The 18,179-nt window shown below is 75.7% G+C and carries 18 protein-coding genes and 1 riboswitch; of the genes, 13 read left to right on the top strand and 5 right to left on the bottom strand.

Annotated features, from left to right (window positions below):
- The 7 genes from CBZ_RS03440 to CBZ_RS20705 all read left to right on the top strand — a co-directional run.
- Positions 1 to 803: hypothetical protein (locus CBZ_RS03440; protein WP_218022700.1), on the top strand; the 803-nt coding region annotated here is incomplete at its 5' end.
- Positions 800 to 1,477 (top strand): ABC transporter ATP-binding protein, encoded by a 678-nt coding sequence (locus CBZ_RS03435; protein WP_130780204.1) that lies wholly within the window; start codon positions 800 to 802, stop codon positions 1,475 to 1,477. The genes CBZ_RS03440 and CBZ_RS03435, both read left to right, overlap by 4 nt.
- A complete protein-coding gene (locus CBZ_RS03430; RefSeq protein WP_130780203.1) occupies positions 1,474 to 2,736 on the top strand; it encodes an ABC transporter permease in 1,263 nt (420 codons plus the stop codon). The genes CBZ_RS03435 and CBZ_RS03430 overlap by 4 nt, the downstream gene beginning before the upstream one ends.
- A gap of 72 nt (positions 2,737 to 2,808) precedes the next feature.
- Positions 2,809 to 5,376: a DNA helicase PcrA gene (gene pcrA, locus CBZ_RS03425; RefSeq protein ID WP_130780202.1), complete on the top strand. Its 2,568-nt coding sequence runs from the start codon at positions 2,809 to 2,811 to the stop codon at positions 5,374 to 5,376.
- Between the two features lie 208 nt (positions 5,377 to 5,584).
- Positions 5,585 to 7,390 carry a hypothetical protein gene (locus CBZ_RS03420; RefSeq protein ID WP_130780201.1) on the top strand — a complete coding sequence of 602 codons (1,806 nt, stop codon included), beginning with the start codon at positions 5,585 to 5,587 and terminating at the stop codon, positions 7,388 to 7,390.
- A gap of 56 nt (positions 7,391 to 7,446) precedes the next feature.
- The gene (locus tag CBZ_RS20710) at positions 7,447 to 8,091 is read left to right on the top strand and encodes a hypothetical protein (RefSeq protein ID WP_165446628.1); all 645 of its coding nucleotides are present in this window, start codon (positions 7,447 to 7,449) and stop codon (positions 8,089 to 8,091) included.
- A gap of 2 nt (positions 8,092 to 8,093) precedes the next feature.
- Entirely contained in the window at positions 8,094 to 8,534 is a 441-nt protein-coding gene (locus CBZ_RS20705; RefSeq protein WP_165446627.1) for a DUF3592 domain-containing protein, read from the top strand.
- An 8-nt stretch (positions 8,535 to 8,542) separates the two neighbouring features.
- Here CBZ_RS20705 and CBZ_RS03410 read toward each other — a convergent pair whose 3' ends face one another.
- The 3 genes from CBZ_RS03410 to CBZ_RS03400 form a co-directional block, all read right to left on the bottom strand.
- Positions 8,543 to 9,091 carry a Clp protease N-terminal domain-containing protein gene (locus tag CBZ_RS03410; protein WP_130780199.1) on the bottom strand — a complete coding sequence of 183 codons (549 nt, stop codon included), beginning with the start codon at positions 9,089 to 9,091 and terminating at the stop codon, positions 8,543 to 8,545.
- On the bottom strand, positions 9,091 to 9,300 hold the full coding sequence (locus CBZ_RS03405; protein ID WP_130780198.1) for an RNA polymerase subunit sigma-70: 210 nt from the start codon (positions 9,298 to 9,300) through the stop codon (positions 9,091 to 9,093). The genes CBZ_RS03410 and CBZ_RS03405 overlap by 1 nt, the downstream gene beginning before the upstream one ends.
- 61 nt (positions 9,301 to 9,361) lie before the next feature.
- The gene (locus tag CBZ_RS03400; RefSeq protein ID WP_130780197.1) at positions 9,362 to 10,042 is read right to left on the bottom strand and encodes a nucleoside/nucleotide kinase family protein; all 681 of its coding nucleotides are present in this window, start codon (positions 10,040 to 10,042) and stop codon (positions 9,362 to 9,364) included.
- Between the two features lie 58 nt (positions 10,043 to 10,100).
- Between CBZ_RS03400 and CBZ_RS03395 the strand changes: the two genes are divergently transcribed.
- The 4 genes from CBZ_RS03395 (at position 10,101) to CBZ_RS03380 (ending at position 14,131) form a co-directional block, all read left to right on the top strand.
- Positions 10,101 to 10,457: a TraR/DksA family transcriptional regulator gene (locus CBZ_RS03395; protein ID WP_130780196.1), complete on the top strand. Its 357-nt coding sequence runs from the start codon at positions 10,101 to 10,103 to the stop codon at positions 10,455 to 10,457.
- 119 nt (positions 10,458 to 10,576) lie between these two features.
- Complete coding sequence (gene sucC, locus CBZ_RS03390; RefSeq protein ID WP_130780195.1) at positions 10,577 to 11,758, top strand: ADP-forming succinate--CoA ligase subunit beta; 1,182 nt, start codon at positions 10,577 to 10,579, stop codon at positions 11,756 to 11,758.
- A 41-nt stretch (positions 11,759 to 11,799) separates the two neighbouring features.
- A complete protein-coding gene (gene sucD, locus CBZ_RS03385) occupies positions 11,800 to 12,681 on the top strand; it encodes a succinate--CoA ligase subunit alpha (RefSeq protein ID WP_130780194.1) in 882 nt (293 codons plus the stop codon).
- A gap of 151 nt (positions 12,682 to 12,832) precedes the next feature.
- Positions 12,833 to 14,131, top strand: a complete 1,299-nt coding sequence (locus CBZ_RS03380) for a cell division protein PerM (protein ID WP_130780193.1) — start codon at positions 12,833 to 12,835, stop codon at positions 14,129 to 14,131.
- A gap of 38 nt (positions 14,132 to 14,169) precedes the next feature.
- Here the strand turns inward: CBZ_RS03380 and CBZ_RS03375 are convergent, their stop codons facing one another.
- Positions 14,170 to 14,727 (bottom strand): hypothetical protein, encoded by a 558-nt coding sequence (locus tag CBZ_RS03375; RefSeq protein ID WP_130780192.1) that lies wholly within the window; start codon positions 14,725 to 14,727, stop codon positions 14,170 to 14,172.
- Between the two features lie 176 nt (positions 14,728 to 14,903).
- Here CBZ_RS03375 and purN point away from each other — a divergent pair, with 176 nt between their 5' ends.
- Together purN and purH are read left to right on the top strand one after the other, a co-directional pair.
- A complete protein-coding gene (purN, locus tag CBZ_RS03370) occupies positions 14,904 to 15,578 on the top strand; it encodes a phosphoribosylglycinamide formyltransferase (protein ID WP_246013009.1) in 675 nt (224 codons plus the stop codon).
- A gap of 156 nt (positions 15,579 to 15,734) precedes the next feature.
- Positions 15,735 to 15,823: riboswitch (ZMP/ZTP riboswitch) on the top strand.
- Positions 15,824 to 15,857: 34 nt separating this feature from the next.
- Complete coding sequence (gene purH, locus CBZ_RS03365) at positions 15,858 to 17,498, top strand: bifunctional phosphoribosylaminoimidazolecarboxamide formyltransferase/IMP cyclohydrolase (protein ID WP_130780190.1); 1,641 nt, start codon at positions 15,858 to 15,860, stop codon at positions 17,496 to 17,498.
- 246 nt (positions 17,499 to 17,744) lie between these two features.
- Here purH and CBZ_RS03360 read toward each other — a convergent pair.
- Positions 17,745 to 18,179: oxidoreductase C-terminal domain-containing protein (locus CBZ_RS03360; protein WP_281274843.1), on the bottom strand; the 435-nt coding region annotated here is incomplete at its 5' end.

The raw sequence follows: 18,179 nt of genomic DNA, 5'->3' as shown, positions 1-18,179 counted from the left end.
CCGAGCGGGACCGGGCGGCTGCGGCCGCGGCTGCCGCTGCGGCGCGTGACGCCGCCTCCGGTGCGCCCGAGGCGGGTGCGTCGGCCGTGCCCGCCGCGGACCCGACGGTGGAGGCCGAGCTGGCGCTCCGCGACGCCGACGAGGCGCTCGCCGACGCGCGGTTCGCCGCGCTCACCCCCGTCCTCATGGCCGAGGTCGTCCGCCTGCCCGCCGGTGCGGTCGGGGTGGTCAGCGCCCTGCCCGTCGGCGCGGACGTGGTCGCGGACGGTGAGCCCGTCGTCCGGCTCCGCGGTGGCGCGCCCTCCGTGACCGTCCGGGTCGGGATGTCGCTCGTCGACTCCCTGCCCGTCGGCAGCGCGGTGCGGGTCAGCGCCGCGGCCGACACGACGAGCGTCGTCGACGCCACCGTCGCCGTGGTCGGGGAGTTCGAGCAGCCCGACGAGGTGGCGACGCTCCCCGGCTACGACGTGACGGTCGCGTTCGGCGCGACCGCACCACCGTTCGAGGACGGTGCGACGGTGCTGGTCGAGAGCGTGACGGCGGCAGCGGCCGTGGACGGCCTGGCGGTGCCCGTCGTCGCGCTCCGGGACGGCGCGGACGGGACGTACGTCGTGGCCGGTGGTGTCGACGTCGCCGTCGAGGTCCTCGCGATCGGCGACGGGTGGGCGGTCGTCGCGTCCGACGAGCTGACCGAGGGGGACGTCGTCGCCCTCACCGGCGGTGCGTCCACGGGCGGTGGACGGCCGACGGACGCGCCGACGGACGGGCCGACGGCGACGGGCGCGCCCGGCTCGGGCGCATGAGCGTCGTCGAGGTCCGCGACGTCCGCCGCACCTACCCGACGTCGCCGCCCGTGCACGCGCTGCTCGGCGTCGACCTGACCGTCGCCGCGGGCGAGCGCACCGCGATCCTCGGGCAGTCCGGCTCGGGCAAGTCCACGCTGCTCAACGTGCTGGGGCTGCTCGACGAGCCGACGTCGGGCACGTACCGGCTGCTCGGCGAGGACACCGCGGGGTACGACGGCGCCGCCCGCGACCGGCTCCGCTCGCGGGCGCTCGGTTTCGTCTTCCAGGAGAGCCACGTCCTGGGCCACCGCACCGTCGCGGAGAACGTCCTGCTCAAGCTCGTGGCGGCCGCGGTCCCGCGGTCCGAGCGCGCGCCGCTCGTCGCCGACGTCCTGCACCGGGTCGGCCTCGACCACCGCGCGGACGCGCTCGGGCGGCTGCTCTCGGGCGGCGAGAAGCAGCGCCTGGCCGTCGCGCGTGCCGTCGTCACCCAGCCGCGGCTGCTGCTCGCCGACGAGCCGACGGGCAACCTGGACGACGGGAACGCCGCGACGGTGCTCGACCTCTTCGACGAGCAGGCCCGGGCGGGCGTCGCGGTCGTCGTCATCACCCACGACCCGCGCACGGCCTCGTGGGCGGACCGGACGGTCCGGCTCGTCGACGGGCGGATCGAGCCCGGGGTCGAGGCATGACCGGGCGCCCGCGGCGGGCGGGGACGCTGCGCGACCTCGTCGACGACGTCCTCGTCGAGCTGCGGTCGCGACCGGCGCGCGCCCTGCTCATGGCGGTCGCCGTCGGGCTGAGCTGCGGTGCGCTGATCTCGTCCGTCGGCATCTCGGTCGCCGCGTCGTCGCAGATCGACGCGGACCTCGCGGCGTCGACGCTCGACGTCGTCACGGTGTCCGCCGTGCCCGTCGCGGTCGCGGCGGCCACGGGCGGCGGCACGTCGGCGGGGGCCGGCGTCGTCGGTGCCGGGATCTTCCCTGCGGACGCGGGGGACCGGGCCCGTGCCGTCGACCTCGTCGAGGGCGCCGGGATGCGGCTCGAGCTCACGGGCGTGACCCAGACGACCGTGACGCGGACGCAGGGCGAGACCTACCGGCCGGGAGACTTCGGTGCCGCGGGTGCCCGCGTGCGCGTCGTCGGGCTCGACGCGGGCTACCTGGCCGCGGCACGCGTCGACGTCCCCGCCGACCGCTCGTGGCACCTGGACACCGGTGCGCGGGTCGCGTTCCTCGGTCCGCGGGCGGCCGAGGTGCTCGGCGTGCCGGACGTGTCGAACCCCGTCGGGGTGCAGGTCTGGGTCGACGGCGACGCCTACGACGTGCTCGGGATCGTGCGCGGGGGCGTCGCCGGGCTCGACGACGCGGTCGTCGTGCCGTACGGGCGCGCGGTCGAGCAGGCCGGGCGGGACGACCGCTCGACGCTGCTGGTACGGACCGTGCCGGGCGCGGGTGCGTCGGTGTCGCACGTCATCGCCACGGCGGTGCGTCCGGACGCGCCCGAGCGGCTCGCGGCGTCGCCGGTCGTGGGCGTGGACACGCTGCGCCGGGGCGTCACGACGCAGCTGGACCGGCTCGCCGCGTGGACGGGCTCGGTGCTGCTGGCGCTCACGGTGCTGCTCATCGCCAACTCGATGGTCGTCGCGGTCACCGCGCGCGCGGGCGAGATCGGGCTGCGGCGGGCGCTGGGGTTCAGCCGGGCGGCCGTGGCGGCGGTGTTCCTGGCCGAGGGCGGGCTGGTGGGGCTGCTGGGCGGACTCGTCGGCAGCGCGGTCGCGTCGGCGACGGTCGTCGCGACGGCGGCGGCGAGCGGTTGGTCGGCGGTGCTCGACCCCTGGCTGGTCGCGACGGGCCCGGCGCTGGGGGCGACGGTCGGGCTCGCGGCGTCCGTCTACCCGGCGCTGCGGGCCGCCCGGGTCAGCCCTGCGCTCGCCCTCCGGTCCGACTGAGCGGCGCGGGCGTCGTCGGGCCGGCCGTGACGTGACGTCGGTGTCGGTGGCGGCGCCTAGGCTGGTGCCGTCATGACATCGCTGTTCGAGAGCCTCTCCCTGCCACTCCCCGGCGGAGCCGTCCCCGGTCGTCGGACGTCCGGGGAGCCGTCCGGCCTGCCCGCCGTCGTCCCACCGCGCGGCGACGACCCCGACGAGCGCCGGCGCGAGCGCGACGCGCAGCGCCAGGAGCGCGCGGACGCCCTGCTGGAGGGCCTCAACCCGCAGCAGCGGGAGGCCGTCGTGCACGCGGGCGGCCCGCTGCTCATCGTCGCGGGAGCGGGCTCCGGCAAGACGCGCGTGCTGACGCACCGCATCGCCCACCTGCTCGCGACCCGGCGGTCGCGGCCGGGCGAGGTCCTCGCGATCACGTTCACGAACAAGGCCGCCGCAGAGATGCGCGAACGGGTCGAGCACCTGGTCGGGCCGTCGGCGCGCACGATGTGGGTCTCGACGTTCCACTCGGCGTGCGTCCGGATCCTGCGGCGGGAAGCCGCGACCCTCGGCCTGCGGTCGAGCTTCTCGATCTACGACGCGGCCGACTCGCAGCGCCTGCTCACGCTCGTGGCGCGCGAGCTCGACCTCGACCCGAAGCGCTACCCCGCGAAGGCGCTGTCGGCGAAGATCTCGGCGCTCAAGGACGAGCTCGTCGACCCGGAGACGTTCGCGCGGACCAGCGGCGGGGGAGCGGCGAACGACTTCGACACCGCGCTCGCGCAGGTGTACACGCGCTACCAGGCGCGGCTGCGGCAGGCGCAGGCGCTCGACTTCGACGACCTCATCATGTCGACGGTCCACCTGCTGCAGGGCTTCCCGGCGGTCGCCGAGCACTACCGGCGGCGGTTCCGGCACGTGCTCGTCGACGAGTACCAGGACACGAACCACGCGCAGTACATGCTGGTGCGCGAGCTCGTCGGGCACAGCGGCTCGGCGGCCGGCGCCGACGGCGACGAGGTGCCGCGCGGCGAGCTGACGGTCGTCGGCGACGCCGACCAGTCGATCTACGCGTTCCGCGGGGCGTCGATCCGCAACATCCTCGAGTTCGAGGCCGACTACCCGGACGCGCGCACGATCCTGCTGGAGCAGAACTACCGCTCGACGCAGACGATCCTGTCGGCCGCGAACGCGGTCATCAGCCGCAACCCGGGCCGCAAGCCCAAGCGGCTGTGGACCGACTCGGGGCAGGGCGCGCAGATCGTCGCGTACGTCGCGGACACCGAGCACGAGGAGGCGCGCTTCGTCGCGCAGGAGATCGACCGCCTCGGCGACTCCGACGGGGTGCGCCCCGGCGACGTGGCGATCTTCTACCGCGCGAACGCGCAGTCCCGGGCGCTGGAGGAGGTGCTCGTCCGCGTCGGACTGCCGTACAAGGTCGTCGGCGGCACGCGCTTCTACGAGCGCAAGGAGATCAAGGACGCCGTCGCGTACCTGCGCGCGCTGGCGAACCCGGACGACGACGTCAACCTGCGGCGCATCCTCAACGTGCCGAAGCGCGGGCTGGGCGACCGGTCGGAGGCGATGGTCGCGTCGTTCGCGGAGCGCGAGCGCATCTCGTTCGGCGCGGCGCTCGACCGCCTCGACGAGGTCCCGGGCCTCGGCACGCGGGCCATCACGGGCCTGTCCGCGTTCGCGTCGATGATGTCCGACCTGCGCGTCCTCGTCTTCACGGGCGCCGGTCCGGCCGAGGTCCTCGGTGCCGTGCTCGACCGCTCCGGCTACCTCGCGGAGCTGCGCGCGAGCGAGGACCCGCAGGACGCGTCGCGCGTCGAGAACCTCGCCGAGCTGCACGCCGTCGCGAGCGAGTTCGAGCAGAGCGACCCCGACGGCGACCTCGCGGACTTCCTCGAGCGCGTCTCGCTCGTCGCGGACTCCGACCAGATCCCGACGCCCGACGGCGGCGACGGGAGCGACGACGACGCACCGCGCCAGCCCGACCAGGGCGTCGTCACGCTCATGACGCTGCACACCGCGAAGGGCCTGGAGTTCCCCGTCGTGTTCCTCACGGGCATGGAGGACGGGACCTTCCCGCACATGCGCTCGCTCACGGACACCGACCAGCTTGCGGAGGAGCGACGGCTCGCGTACGTCGGCCTGACCCGCGCGCGCGAGCGGCTGTACATCTCGCGCGCGGCGGTCCGCACGGCCTGGGGCGTGCCGAACGAGTTCCCGCCGAGCCGGTTCCTCGACGACCTGCCCGAGGACCTCGTCGACTGGCGGCGGCGCGAGTCGTCGACGTCGCAGCTGCGCGGTGGCTGGGGCTCGGGCTTCGGGTCCGGCGGGGGCTACGGCTCGCGCGGGGGCTCGGGCTACGGCGGCGGCCAGCGGGCCGGCGGCGGTGGGGGCGGTCGTCCGGCGCCCGCCGCGCGGGAGACGCGCCCCACCCTGCCCGCGACGGGCGCGAAGTTCGGCTCGGCGACGCCGCGGTCGGACACGGCGGTCCCCACGCTCGCGATCGGCGACCGCGTGACGCACGACGCGTACGGGCTCGGGACGGTCGTCGGGCTCGAGGGCGCCGGTCCGAACGCCGTCGCGAAGGTCGACTTCGGCACCGAGGGCACCAAGCGGCTGCTGCTGCGGTACTCGCCCGTCACCAAGCTGTAGCCGGGCCCGCGCCAGGGGTACGCCGCCCGGCGGGCAGTGACGTGCTGCCGGGCCCGGGTCGTGCGCGAGCACGCGCAGCGGGCGGCGCCTGCGCCGGCGGCACGAAGGACGGGCCCGGGTTTGGGCCCGTGGGCCCGCCCCCGCCGACCGGTCTGCCCGTAGCGTCCCCGTGTCGCCCGTCGTGGGCGTGCGGGGTGGAAGGGATGCGATGCAGCAGAAGGACTGGGGGCCCGCCCTCGTCGGGACCGCCATCGGGTTCGTGACGTTCGTCGTCGTGAACCTGCTCGTCGTGCCCACCGTCGGGCGGACGGCCGCCACCGGAGGCGCCGTGGCGCTCGGGGCGGTGCTGCTGCTCCTGCAGCTCGTGGCGCCGCTCGTGGCCGGTGTCGTCGCGGCACGCCGTCGCCGCAACGCGGGCACCGAGCGTCGTGCGGACGCGGTGCCCGCCGCCGCTCTCGCGGGGACGGGCACGGGGCTGGTCGTCGGCATGCTCGGCGCTGCCCTCGAGCTGGCGAAGAGCGAGGGCGTCGACGTCGTGTCCGCCCTCGTCACGCTCGTGCTGTTCGTCGCCGTCGGCGCGCTCGCGGGCCTGCTCGTCGCGCCGCGCTCCCTGTCGACCAACCGGTCCACGGTCTCGGGCCGTCCCGCGTGGTCGGGCTACGACGACGCCGGACAGGCCTCGCTGGAGAGCCTCGGCGCGATCGGTGTCGCGGTGCTCCTCGTCGTGACCCTCGTGACCGTGATGACGCCCGGCGGGCAGTGGCTGCAGGACAACCTCGCCTACCACCTGTGCCGGATCGTGACCCTGGGCCAGGGCGGCTGCGGCGCGCCCCCGACGATCGACCAGGCGCAGCACAAGCCGACGCAGGCGTGCGTCGTCGACGACATGCTCGACGGGCGGCAGGCCTCGGTCTCCGTGATGTTCGTGGCGGTCGAGGGCGGCGGGACGATCCGCGTCGAGACCATGTCGGACGACACCTACCGGGTGTCCGTCGACGGGCAGGCCGGCGCGGGCCTCACCGCGGGGGTCGGCGGCGGGCTCAACGTCACCGTGGACGACAAGATCCACGGCGGAGAGGCGCAGGCGTCGGCCGCGGCGTACGTGGCAGCGGGCGGCGGTGCGACGTGGGTCGTCGACGAGAAGGGCAAGACCGCGCTGGTCGACTACCTCAAGGAGCAGCGTGACTGGGCGACGCTCGCCGCGACCGGCCCGCTCGGCGGCGCCGTCTCGACGGTGGGCAACGCGGGTGGCCAGCTGCTCGACTGGGTGCAGGGCGACCTGTACACGCCGCCCGCCCCGGACGAGCTGTTCGGCTACGCGGGCATCCTCGCCGACGGCTCGGCGAGCGCCGCGAGCCTGGTCCAGGGTGGTGCGGTGTCCGGCAACGCGGCCACGGTCCTCGGCTCGCGCATCGACGTGAAGACCGGCGCTCTGACGACGTTCTACCGGACGACGTACGAGGGCGAGGCGAAGCTCACGCAGCAGGACGGCATCAACGAGACCGAGCTCGGCGCCGGCGGCAAGGCGGAGATCGTGCTCGCCGTGACGGTCGACCCCGAGGGCAACCCGGTGAAGATCACGGCGACGGGCCTCGCGGCGGGCAACGCCAAGGCGGAGATCTCCAACCTCTTCGCGGGCGAGCTGCTCGCGGAGAACCCGTCGGGCGGCACGCGCTTCGAGGCGAGCCTGGAGCTCACCGGCCCGGAGACCGTCGACATCGGCCTCGGCCTGCTGCAGGCGTCGGGCATCACGACGAAGAACCCGGTGCAGCGCTACGAGGGCGGCAAGGACGCGGTCACGACGTTCCTCGAGGCGGCCCGCCAGCGGGGGATCCTCACCCGCCAGGACGTCACGTACGACAGCGACACGTCGCTCGCGGCGCAGCTCAACGCGAAGATCGGGCCGGTCGGCTTCGGCGCCGACTTCGCGAACACGCAGACGACCGTCACGTCCGGTGACGCCTTCTACTACAACGGGTCGGGCTGGAACCAGTGGACCGGCTGCAGCCAGTGACGCTCGGGTACAGTTCGCCCGGCGCGGGGCAGACCCGCAGGATCCGGAGGTCGGGCATGACGGGGTTGCGTGCGGGGTGGGGCGGCGTCGTCGCCCTCGCGGTGGTGGTGTCGCTCGCGGCGTGCTCGGGGTCCGGTTCGACCTCGGACGACGCGACGGGCGGCTCCGGCGAGCCGGCCGGCGGCACCGTGCAGGACGTGCGCGAGCCCACGGCGCCCCCGTCGGACCTGACCCCGGACGCCTCGGCGGAGGGCGACGAGGTGTCGGTCGGCGGTGTCGCGACGATCCGCGTGCCCGCGGGCGCGGCGGCCGAGGGCGCGACCGACGGCGACGAGGTGACGTTCCGGATGCCCGGCGCGGACGCGCAGGGGCTGCCCGTCGTCCAGGTCGCCGTCGAGCGTGCCGCGACGAGCGGCGTGTACGAGCAGACGTGGGTCACCGAGAACGACAAGAAGCTCAACGAGTCGATCAGCGACTTCGTGCGTGCCCCCGTCGAGTGGCCGGGCTCGGACCAGTCCGTCGTCATCACGTGGACCGAGGAGGTCGCGCTCCAGGACGGGTCGACGACGTCGATCGAGGGGCTCGACCTGCTCGTCACCGGCGCCGACGGCAACCTGGTCCGGGCGTCGGCGTACGCCCCGGCGGGCGCGCTCGACGGGTCGTCCGCGCTCGCGGTCGTCCGCTCGCTCACGCTGGGCTGACCGTGCAGGCCACCCACGTCGTCTTCCTCGCGTTCATCCTGCTGGTCTCGGTGGGCGGCGGGCTGGCCCTGCTGCTCGGCGGGTCGGCGCTGCGCCGCTCGTCGGCGACGGGCGGCCGGGTGCCGGTCGACGCGGTGGTCGTCGACTACTCGAACTTCACGCGGCCGAGCAAGGTGACCTTCGACTACCCGGTGCCCGGGGGCTGGCGTCGCGCGACGCGCGTCGAGGGCCTGGCGTCGGTCCGCACGTCAGGGCTGCTCGTGCAGCAGGGCGACCGGCTCACCGTCTGGGTACACCCGCAGCGTCCCGACGACGTCGTGCTCGAGCAGGTGGCGAGCCCGCGGGCGCTGGGCGGCGTCGTCATGATGGTGGCGGGCGTCGCGGCGATCGTGCTGGGACTCGCGGTGTCGGCGGGCGTGGCGGTCCTCTTCCTGCGGGCCTGACGCGGGCGTCAGACCGGTGTCGACGCCCAGGTCGCGACGACCGCGTCCTCGACCGACGGGCGGTCGAGGCCGAGCTGCGTGAGCGCGCGCCCGGCCGGGGTGGTCTCCAGCCGGGCGGCGGCGAGCAGCAGGTGGCCGGTGTCGATCCGCCGGTGCTTGAAGCGGATCGCCTCGCGCAGCGACACCTCGAGCAGCTTCTTCGCGTGGGCGTCGAACGGGATGTGCCCGCGCGGCGAGCGTCCTGCGCCGGTGGGGTCGTCGAGCGCGCCGGGGCCGAACGTCGCCTCGACCTGCTCGCGGACGGCGTCGAGGTCGATGCCGAGCCCGGCGAGCGCGTCGGCGTCGAGGGCGTCCGACGGCAGCGTCCGGACGGCCTGCTCGAGCGCGGCGACGTCGACGCCGGCCCGGTCGAGCGCGCGGCGCGCGACGGTGTCGTCGGCGGCGACGGCGCCCAGCAGGACGTGCTCGGCGCCGATGTGGTCCGCGCCGAGGCGTCGGGCGACGTCCTGGGCGCGCTCGACGGCGGTGCGGGCGTCCCGGGTGAACCGTTCGAACATCAGGGGTACCTCTTCCCGTACTTCTTGTGGACGGCCTGCCGCGTGACGCCGAGGGCGTCGGCGATGTGCTGCCACGGCCAGCCGAGGCGGCGGGCGCGCTCGACGTGCAGCGCCTCCAGCCGGTCGGCGAGGACGCGCAGCGAGCGGACGGCGCGCAGACCCTCGGCGGGGTCGTCGCCGGCGGCGGCGGTCAGGAGCTCGGCGGACATGACGTCAACATAGGTTGACGACGAGAGCGTGTCAACTCGTGTTGACACGCTCGGCGGGCCGTCAGCCGCGCACCACGCGGGGCGCGCCCGGGTCGGCGTTGTCGACGACCACCGTCGCCCGGGTCGCAGGGTCCGCCGTGCGCAGGTAGAGCCGCTGACCCTCCACGTACCGCCGGTTGTCGGCGTGCGCGGGGTCGGGCGGGCACCCGTCCCGGACCGCCATCCGCGCGAACGTCACGTCGAACGGCACGTCGAGGAACACCGCCACGTCCCACCACGACGCGAGCTCGTCGCGCTGCAGGAAGATGCCGTCGACGACCAGCACGGCGTCGTCGGCGGCGACCTCCCGCGGCAGGTCGAGCGCGGTGTCCGTCGCGACGTCCCGGACCGCCCGCCGGTACCGCCGCGACCCGCCCGGGGCGAACGGCTCGAGCAGCTCGCGGCGCAGCGCGTCGAGGTCGTACGAGTCGAGGAAGAAGCCCGCGGGCGCGGACCGCCCGCGCGCGTACCGCTCGGCCCGAGGGCGGTGGAAGCCGTCGACCGAGGCGCGCACGACGGTGCGCCCGGCGGCGCGCAGCACGGCGGCGAGCTCGTCGGCCAGCACCGTCTTGCCCGCGCCGTCGACGCCGTCCACGGCGACCAGGACCGGGCGACCGAGCAGGCGCGCGTCCGGCACGCGCGCCGCGAGGCCGTCGAGGACGATCGCGCGGGAAGGGGTCGGAGGACCGTCCGGCTGTGGCACGCGTCGACGGTAGCGGCGCCCCGCGTGCGGCGTGGGTGGTGCGCGGCAGGCTGGGACGGTGGACGACGACGAGGCGCGGGTGCTGCTGGCCGAGGTGCGGGACGAGGCCGTGCGGCGTCTCGCCGCGCTCCGCGACGAGCACGCCGCCGTCGTGGACGCCTCCCGCGACAGCAACGCGGACGACGAGCACGACCCCGAGGGCGCGACGATCGCGTTCGAGCGGGCGCAGGTCGACGCGCTCGCCCGGGCCGCGACCCAGCGGCTCGCCGAGGTCGAGCGCGCCGAGGAGCGTCTGGCCGACGGCACGTACGGCACGTGCGCACGCTGCGGCCGGCCGATTCCCGACGCCCGTCTCGCCGCGCGGCCGACCGCGACGACGTGCGTCGCGTGCGCGGCCGCCGCGGGTCGCGGCTGACGTCACGCACGCCACATCTCTCGATGTGAAGATATCTCCGGGCGGCGGCTACGATCGACGACGGCGCTGCGGCCGGACCGAGGTCGCGCAGGGCGGTCGACGAGAGGAACCGGACCGAAGTGGACCTGTTCGAGTACCAGGCACGTGACATCTTCGAGAAGCACGGCGTGCCCGTGCTCGGCGGCATCGTCGCCACGACCCCGGACGAGGCCCGCGAGGCCGCGACCCGCCTGCTGCCCCCCGAGGGCGGTGTGGTCGTCGTCAAGGCCCAGGTGAAGACCGGTGGCCGCGGCAAGGCCGGTGGCGTCAAGCTCGCCCGGTCCGCCGACGAGGCCGCCGAGAAGGCCGGCGAGATCCTCGGCATGGACATCAAGGGCCACACGGTCCACCGCGTGATGATCGCGGCGGGCGCGAAGATCGCGCAGGAGTTCTACTTCTCCCTGCTGCTGGACCGCGCCGAGCGTCGCTACCTGGCGATGGCCTCGGTCGAGGGCGGCATGGACATCGAGCAGCTCGCCGTCGAGCGCCCCGAGGCGCTGGCCAAGGTCGCGGTCGACCCGCGGACCGGCATCGACCAGGCGAAGGCCGACGAGATCGTCGCCGCCGCGGGCTTCGCGCCCGAGATCGCCGGCAAGGTCGCCGACGTGCTGCAGAAGCTGTGGACCGTCTACCAGGCCGAGGACGCCACGCTGGTCGAGGTCAACCCGCTGGTCCTCACCGAGGACGGCGACGTCGTCGCGCTCGACGGCAAGGTCACGCTCGACGAGAACGCCGGCTTCCGCCACGCGGACCACGAGGCGCTCGAGGACAAGGCTGCGGCGGACCCGCTCGAGGCGGCCGCGAAGGAGAAGGACCTCAACTACGTCAAGCTCGACGGCGAGGTCGGCATCATCGGCAACGGCGCGGGGCTCGTCATGAGCACGCTCGACGTCGTCGCGTACGCCGGCGAGGCCCACGGCGGGGTCAAGCCCGCGAACTTCCTCGACATCGGCGGTGGCGCCTCGGCCGAGATCATGGCAGCCGGGCTGCACATCATCCTCACGGACCCGCAGGTCAAGTCGGTGTTCGTCAACGTCTTCGGCGGCATCACCGCGTGCGACGCCGTCGCCAACGGCATCGTCGCGGCCCTCGAGATCCTCGGCGACGAGGAGAACAAGCCCCTCGTCGTCCGCCTCGACGGCAACAACGTGCTGGAGGGCCGCCGCATCCTCGCGGACGCCGGCCACCCGCTCGTGACGCTCGCCGACACGATGGACGGCGGCGCCGACGAGGCCGCCCGCCTGGCGCACTCCGCCGCCTGACCTCCCGACAGCTCCCGACGCAGAGAGAAGCACACACCACCATGGCGATCTTCCTGACCGAGGACTCCAAGGTCATCGTCCAGGGCATGACGGGTTCCGAGGGCCAGAAGCACACGACCCGCATGCTCGCGTCCGGCACGAACGTGGTCGGCGGCGTGAACCCCCGCAAGGCCGGCACGTCGGTGACGTTCGGCGACGTCGACGTCCCCGTGTTCGGCTCCGTGGCCGAGGCCATCGAGAAGACCGGCGCCGACGTCTCCGTGATCTTCGTCCCGCCGGCCCACACCAAGGCCGCCGTCGTCGAGGCCGTCGACGCGGGCATCCCGCTCGCGGTCATCATCACCGAGGGCGTCCCGGTGGCCGACACCGCGGAGTTCTTCTCCTACGCGCAGGAGAAGGGCGTCCGGCTCGTCGGCCCCAACTGCCCCGGCCTCATCAGCCCCGGGAAGTCGAACGTCGGGATCATCCCCGCCGACATCACGGGCCCCGGCAAGGTCGGCCTCGTGTCGAAGTCCGGCACCCTGACCTACCAGATGATGTACGAGCTGCGGGACTTCGGGTTCTCGACGGCCATCGGCATCGGCGGCGACCCGATCATCGGCACGACGCACATCGACGCGCTCGCCGCGTTCGAGGCCGACCCCGACACCGAGATCATCGTCATGATCGGCGAGATCGGCGGCGACGCCGAGGAGCGGGCTGCGGCCTTCATCCAGGCGAACGTCACCAAGCCGGTCGTCGGCTACGTCGCGGGCTTCACCGCCCCCGAGGGCAAGACCATGGGCCACGCGGGCGCGATCGTGTCCGGCTCGTCCGGCACCGCGCAGGCCAAGAAGGAGGCGCTCGAGGCCGCCGGCGTCAAGGTCGGCAAGACGCCGTCCGAGACCGCCGCGCTCGCCCGCGAGCTGCTCACCCGCGCCTGAGCACCGTGCCGACGCCCCCGGCCCCGGACCTCTCGGGGCGGGGGCGTCGTGCGTCCCGGGGGGCCGCTGACGGTGCCGGTCGACGCACCAGGTGCCGACTCGCCGGGGTGACGTCCGGGGCGGTCCGTCCCGCTGCGGTGACGATGTCCGGATGAGCGCCGCAGGACCGCGGACGGGCCGGACGCCCGTCATGACCCGTCCGGGCCGCCGCACCCCCGACGACGCCGGACGCCGGCGCCCCGCGTTCTTCACGAGCGCCCTCGACGGCTCGCCGCGCTGGGCGACCGGTGCCCTCGTCGCGCTGCAGGCGGCGCTGCTGTCCCTGGGCGCACTGACGATCCCCGCCGTCGCGGCGTTCGTCGCGACCTCCGCGGACCCGAGCAACGCCGACGTCGCGTGGCCGCAGGCCGTCGCGGTCGGCGCCGCGGTGTGGCTCCTCGGGCACGGAGTGCCTGCCGCGGTCGCGACGACGACCGTGACTCTCGTGCCGCTCGGCGTCACCGCCCTGGCGGCGTTCGCCTGCTACGCGTCCGCACGACGCTCGGGCGTCGCGACCCGGTCCGGCTACGCGGCCGCCGTCGCGACGTACGTGCTGGTCACCGTCGTCGTGGCGCTCCTGCTCGGCGGCTCCGTGCTGCGCGCCGTCCTCGGTGCCGTCCTCGTCGGCGGGATCGGACTCGGCGCCGGGCTGCTGCGCCGGCCGGAGGCGCCGGGCCTGCGGTCCCTCACCCGGCCGCTGTGGTCACGGGCGACGCCCTACGTCCGGTCCGGCGCCGCCGCGGGCGGCCTCGCGTCCACGCTGCTCGTCGGCGTCGCCGCGCTGCTCGTGACCGTGTGGGTCGTCGCGGGGCGCGCGACCGTCGGCGACGTCGTCGACGGGCTGGGCCTCGACGCGGTCGGCGGCGTCGTGCTCGCCGTCGCCGAGCTCGCCTACCTGCCGAACCTCGTCGTCTGGGCTCTCGCCTGGCTCGCCGGCCCCGGGTTCGTCGTGGGCCTCGGCAGCCGGTTCGCGCCGTCCGAGGTCGTCGCGACGCCGCTGCCCGCGGTCCCGATGCTCGGCGGGCTCCCCGCTCCCGACACGGTCGGCCCGACGTCCACGGCCGCACCGGTCGTCCTCGTCGTCGTCGGCCTCGTCGCGGGCTGGTACCTGCACCGCGTGCTGCGGACGACCCGTGCCTGGCACTCCGTCGCCGCGTGCGGTGTGCTCGCCGTGACCGGCGGGCTCCTCGTCGCGCTGCTCGTCACCGTCGCGAGCGGTGCCGCGGGCCCCGGACGCATGGCGTCGGTCGGCGCGCACGGGTGGGCCGTGGGCGGTGCGGTCGCCGCGGGGCTGCTCGTCGGGTCGCTGCTCGTCGTGCTCCCGGGCGACGCCCACGTGCGTGCCCGCGTCCGGGACCTGCTGCGCGTGCCCGCGCGGCGGACCGCACCGGACGCGGCCGACGCCGACTGACGGCCCACCGTGCCCGCGGGCGGCGACGCCGGGCCGGGTCAGCCCTGCTGTGCGCGCTCGAGGATCGAGCGCTGCAGGTCGAGGCGCCCCTCGTCGAGCGCGTCCTGGCACCGCTGCTGCGCCGTCACCGTCAGCGCCCCCGCCATGCACTCCTGGTGGGCGGTCTGGACCTGCCACATGAGGAGGGTCCCCGCCGTGAGGGAGACCCACATGCCGGCGAGCCCGACCAGCAGCGCGAGGACCGCGGGCAGCGCGCCCTGCGCCCGCGAGCGCACGGCACCGACGAGGGCGCGGATCCCGAGCACGAACGCCGCCAGCGCGAACGGCAGCGCCGCGGCCTGCCACGGCACCGGCAGGCCCACGACCAGCACCGACGCGACGAGCAGGACGCCCGCGGTGCGTGCCCGCTGGGCCGTGCGCAGGACCTCGGCCGGGTCGGGCTCGCGCCGCTCGCGAGGGGCCTCGGTCGGGACGGGGACGAGCGGCGGCCGCCCGTCGGGCGCGTGCGCGGGCGGTCCCGGCACCGGGGTGGGCTGCGGCGCGGCACCGTCGTCCGTCCGCGGACGGTCCTCCGGCGGGGCGTACGGGTTGCTCACCGGGTCATTCTCCCGCAGGTTCGGCGTGGGCGCGGCAACCGTTCGGCACCCGACCGCTCCTCCGCCGACGTCCCCGGCCGCCCCCGGGATCGGTCGACCTCGTCACCGGGCGCGGCCCTGGCCGCGGCCCCCGCCGCCGGAGAGCGCCGGGTAGGGTCGGCGCCGTGACCCCCACCGTGCCGACGCCGTCCTCCGCCGACCGCCCGGGCCCGCACGACGAGCGCCCCGCGACCCGCAGCGCCGGGCGCCTCGTCGTCCTCGTCTCGGGGACCGGGTCGAACCTCGCGGCGCTGCTCGACGCGCACGACGACCCCGCCTTCGGCGCCCGCGTCGTGGGGGTGCTGTCCGACCGCCCCGGCATCCGGGCGCTCGACGTCGCGCGCGACGCCGGGATCCCCACGGTCGTCGTCTCGCTCAAGGACTTCCCCGACCGGGCCGCGTGGGACGTCGCCTTCGCCGAGGCGATGGCCGTGTTCTCCCCGGACCTCGTCGTGCACGCCGGCTTCATGAAGATCCTCGGCGCGCCGTCGCTCGAGCGGTTCGGCGGCCGGATGATCAACACCCACCCCGCGCTGCTGCCGTCGTTCCCGGGCGCGCACGGGGTGCGCGACGCCCTCGCGTACGGCGTCAAGGTCACGGGGTGCAGCGTCATCGTCCTCGACGCGGGCGTCGACAGCGGCCCGATCCTCGCGCAGGAGGCCGTGCCCGTGCTCGACGGCGACGACGAGGCGACGCTGCACGAGCGCATCAAGGTCGTCGAGCGGCGGCTGCTCGTCGAGAGCGTCGGCCGGATCGCGCGCGAGGGCCTGCACGTGGACGGCCGCACCGCGGTCATCGGCCCGCCCGCCTGACGGCCCGCCCGCCTGACGGCCCGCCCGCCTGACGGCCCGCCCGCACGCCCGCCTGACGGCCTGCCCGCAGGACTCGGCCCGGCTGTCCCCGTCGTCGGCCCCTCCCGGCGGGTGGCCCGGCCGACCTCCGGCGTCGGCGGGTCTCGCGATAGACTCGGCCCCGGTCGTGACTGGCGCAGGTGGGTGCAACCACCGGGGAGCGGCCGCAGTTCCCCCGCCACGCACCGCCCGCCTGGGTGCCTGGGTCCGTCGACCGACCCACCCGACCGGGAGCTGCCGATGTCCTCCTCCGTGCCCACCCCCGCCCCGTCCGCCGGCGCGTCCGTCGCGCCCGACGACGCCGCCACGCGGCGGCCCGTGCGCCGCGCGCTCGTCAGCGTCTACGACAAGACCGGCCTGACCGAGCTCGCCGCCGCCCTGCACGCGGCGGGCGTCGAGATCGTCTCGACGGGCTCGACCGCGTCGACCGTCGCCGCGACCGGGGTGCCCGTGACGCGCGTCGAGGACCTCACCGGGTTCCCCGAGTGCCTCGACGGGCGCGTCAAGACGCTGCACCCGCGCGTGCACGCCGGGATCCTCGCCGACACGCGCCTGCCCGAGCACGTCGCGCAGCTCGACGAGCTGGGCATCGCGCCGTTCGAGCTGGTCGTGGTCAACCTGTACCCGTTCACGGCGACCGTCGCGTCGGGCGCGAGCCCCGACGAGTGCGTCGAGCAGATCGACATCGGCGGCCCGTCGATGGTGCGCGCCGCGGCCAAGAACCACCCGAGCGTCGCGGTCGTGGTCGACCCGGCCCGGTACGCCGACGCCGCGGCAGCCGTCGAGGGCGGCGGGTTCACGCTCGCCGAGCGTCGCGCGCTCGCGGCGCAGGCGTTCGCGCACACCGCCGCGTACGACGTCGCGGTCGCCGGCTGGTTCGCGTCCGACTACGCGCCCGACGGCGACGCGTTCCCGGCGTTCACCGGCGCGACGTGGAGCCGCGCGGACGTGCTGCGCTACGGCGAGAACCCGCACCAGGCAGCCGCGCTGTACGTGACGGCGGACGGCGCCGCGGGCCGCGGGCTGGCCGGGGCGCGCCAGCTGCACGGCAAGCAGATGAGCTACAACAACTACGTCGACGCGGACGCGGCCTGGCGTGCCGCGCACGACCACGACGCCCCGGCCGTCGCGATCATCAAGCACGCGAACCCGTGCGGCATCGCCGTGGGTGCCGACGTCGCCGACGCGCACGCCCGCGCGCACGCCTGCGACCCGGTGTCGGCGTTCGGTGGCGTCATCGCGACGAACCGCACCCTGACGCTCGCGGCCGCCGAGCAGATCGCGCCCGTGTTCACCGAGGTCGTCGTCGCCCCGGCGTTCGAGCCCGAGGCCGTCGAGGTGCTCACGCGCAAGAAGAACGTCCGGCTGCTGGAGGTCACGCCGCTCGACGCCGGGACCGGGCGGGTCACCGAGCAGCGGCCCGTGACGGGCGGCCTGCTCGTGCAGCAGGTCGACCGGGTCGACGCGGACGGCGACGACCCGACGACGTGGACGCTCGCGGCCGGCGAGGCCGCCGACGACGCGACGCTGACCGACCTCGTGTTCGCGTGGCGCGCGGTCCGTGCCGTGAAGTCGAACGCGATCCTCCTCGCGTCCGGCGGCGCGTCCGTCGGCGTCGGGATGGGCCAGGTCAACCGGGTCGACTCGTGCCGGCTCGCCGTCGAGCGGGCCAACACGGGCGACGTCGAGCGGGCGCGCGGCGCCGTCGCGGCGTCGGACGCGTTCTTCCCGTTCGCCGACGGCCTGCAGGTCCTGCTCGACGCGGGCGTGCGCGCGGTCGTGCAGCCCGGCGGCTCGGTGCGCGATGAGGAGGTCGTCGCGGCGGCGCAGGCGGCCGGCGTGACGCTCTACCTGACGGGCACGCGGCACTTCGCCCACTGACCCGCACGCGGACGTCGGCGCGTCGGCACCGGCGTCCGCACGGACGGCGGCGTGCGTCCCCGGCCTCGGTCGAGGGCGCACGCCGCCGTCGGCGTCTGCGGAGCAGGTCGGGGCCCTTGCGGCCGGCGGACGTCAGACGAGCGCGCCTCGCCGGCGACGCGTCAGACGCGCCTCGCGGGCGACGCCTCAGACGAGCGGGCCTCGCCGGCGACCGCGTCAGACGGGCGCACCTCGCCGACGACCGCGTCAGACGAGCGCGGTGTCCCGCAGCCCGCGCGCGAGGTCGCGGGCGAGCGCTCGGTCGAGCCGGGGGAGCGCGGCGCCCGCGAACAGCCGCCGTGCCGCACCGACGTCCCGGGGCCGGTCGACCGTGAGGACCGCGGTGCACGTGCTGGTGCCCGGCCGGAACCACAGGGCCGTCCAGCCGTCGCCGTCCGCGGGGTCGCCGCGCAGCTCGACGTCGTCCTCGCCGCCCGGCAGGCCGAACAGCGCGAGCTCGTGCCCGAGCTGCGTCGAGAACACGTACGGCGCGGGGTCCTCGGGCGGTGCGCCCACGCGCAGCAGGTCGGCGGCGAGCGTCGCGGGGGCGCGCAGCGCGCCGTCCCAGTGCCCGCCCGGCACCCACCCGTGCCGCGCGGAGCGGCGCAGCGCGACGTCGCCGACCGCGCGGACGTGCCGCGG

This window comes from Cellulomonas biazotea (genome assembly GCF_004306155.1).
Lineage (GTDB): Bacteria > Actinomycetota > Actinomycetes > Actinomycetales > Cellulomonadaceae > Cellulomonas > Cellulomonas biazotea.
Note: the sequence above shows the minus strand (reverse complement) of the source record. Positions and strands in the feature narration are given on the sequence as shown.

What these genes read in the sequence shown, in the direction of transcription:
- CBZ_RS03435 (WP_130780204.1), top strand. Translation starts at nt 800, where the DNA reads ATGAGCGTCGTCGAGGTCCGCGACGTCCGCCGCACCTACCCGACGTCG.
- CBZ_RS03430 (WP_130780203.1), top strand. Translation starts at nt 1,474, where the DNA reads ATGACCGGGCGCCCGCGGCGGGCGGGGACGCTGCGCGACCTCGTCGAC.
- pcrA (WP_130780202.1), top strand. Translation starts at nt 2,809, where the DNA reads ATGACATCGCTGTTCGAGAGCCTCTCCCTGCCACTCCCCGGCGGAGCC.
- CBZ_RS03420 (WP_130780201.1), top strand. Translation starts at nt 5,585, where the DNA reads ATGCAGCAGAAGGACTGGGGGCCCGCCCTCGTCGGGACCGCCATCGGG.
- CBZ_RS20710 (WP_165446628.1), top strand. Translation starts at nt 7,447, where the DNA reads ATGACGGGGTTGCGTGCGGGGTGGGGCGGCGTCGTCGCCCTCGCGGTG.
- CBZ_RS03410 (WP_130780199.1), bottom strand. Translation starts at nt 9,091, where the DNA reads ATGTTCGAACGGTTCACCCGGGACGCCCGCACCGCCGTCGAGCGCGCC.
- CBZ_RS03405 (WP_130780198.1), bottom strand. Translation starts at nt 9,300, where the DNA reads ATGTCCGCCGAGCTCCTGACCGCCGCCGCCGGCGACGACCCCGCCGAG.
- sucD (WP_130780194.1), top strand. Translation starts at nt 11,800, where the DNA reads ATGGCGATCTTCCTGACCGAGGACTCCAAGGTCATCGTCCAGGGCATG.
- CBZ_RS03380 (WP_130780193.1), top strand. Translation starts at nt 12,833, where the DNA reads ATGAGCGCCGCAGGACCGCGGACGGGCCGGACGCCCGTCATGACCCGT.
- purH (WP_130780190.1), top strand. Translation starts at nt 15,858, where the DNA reads ATGTCCTCCTCCGTGCCCACCCCCGCCCCGTCCGCCGGCGCGTCCGTC.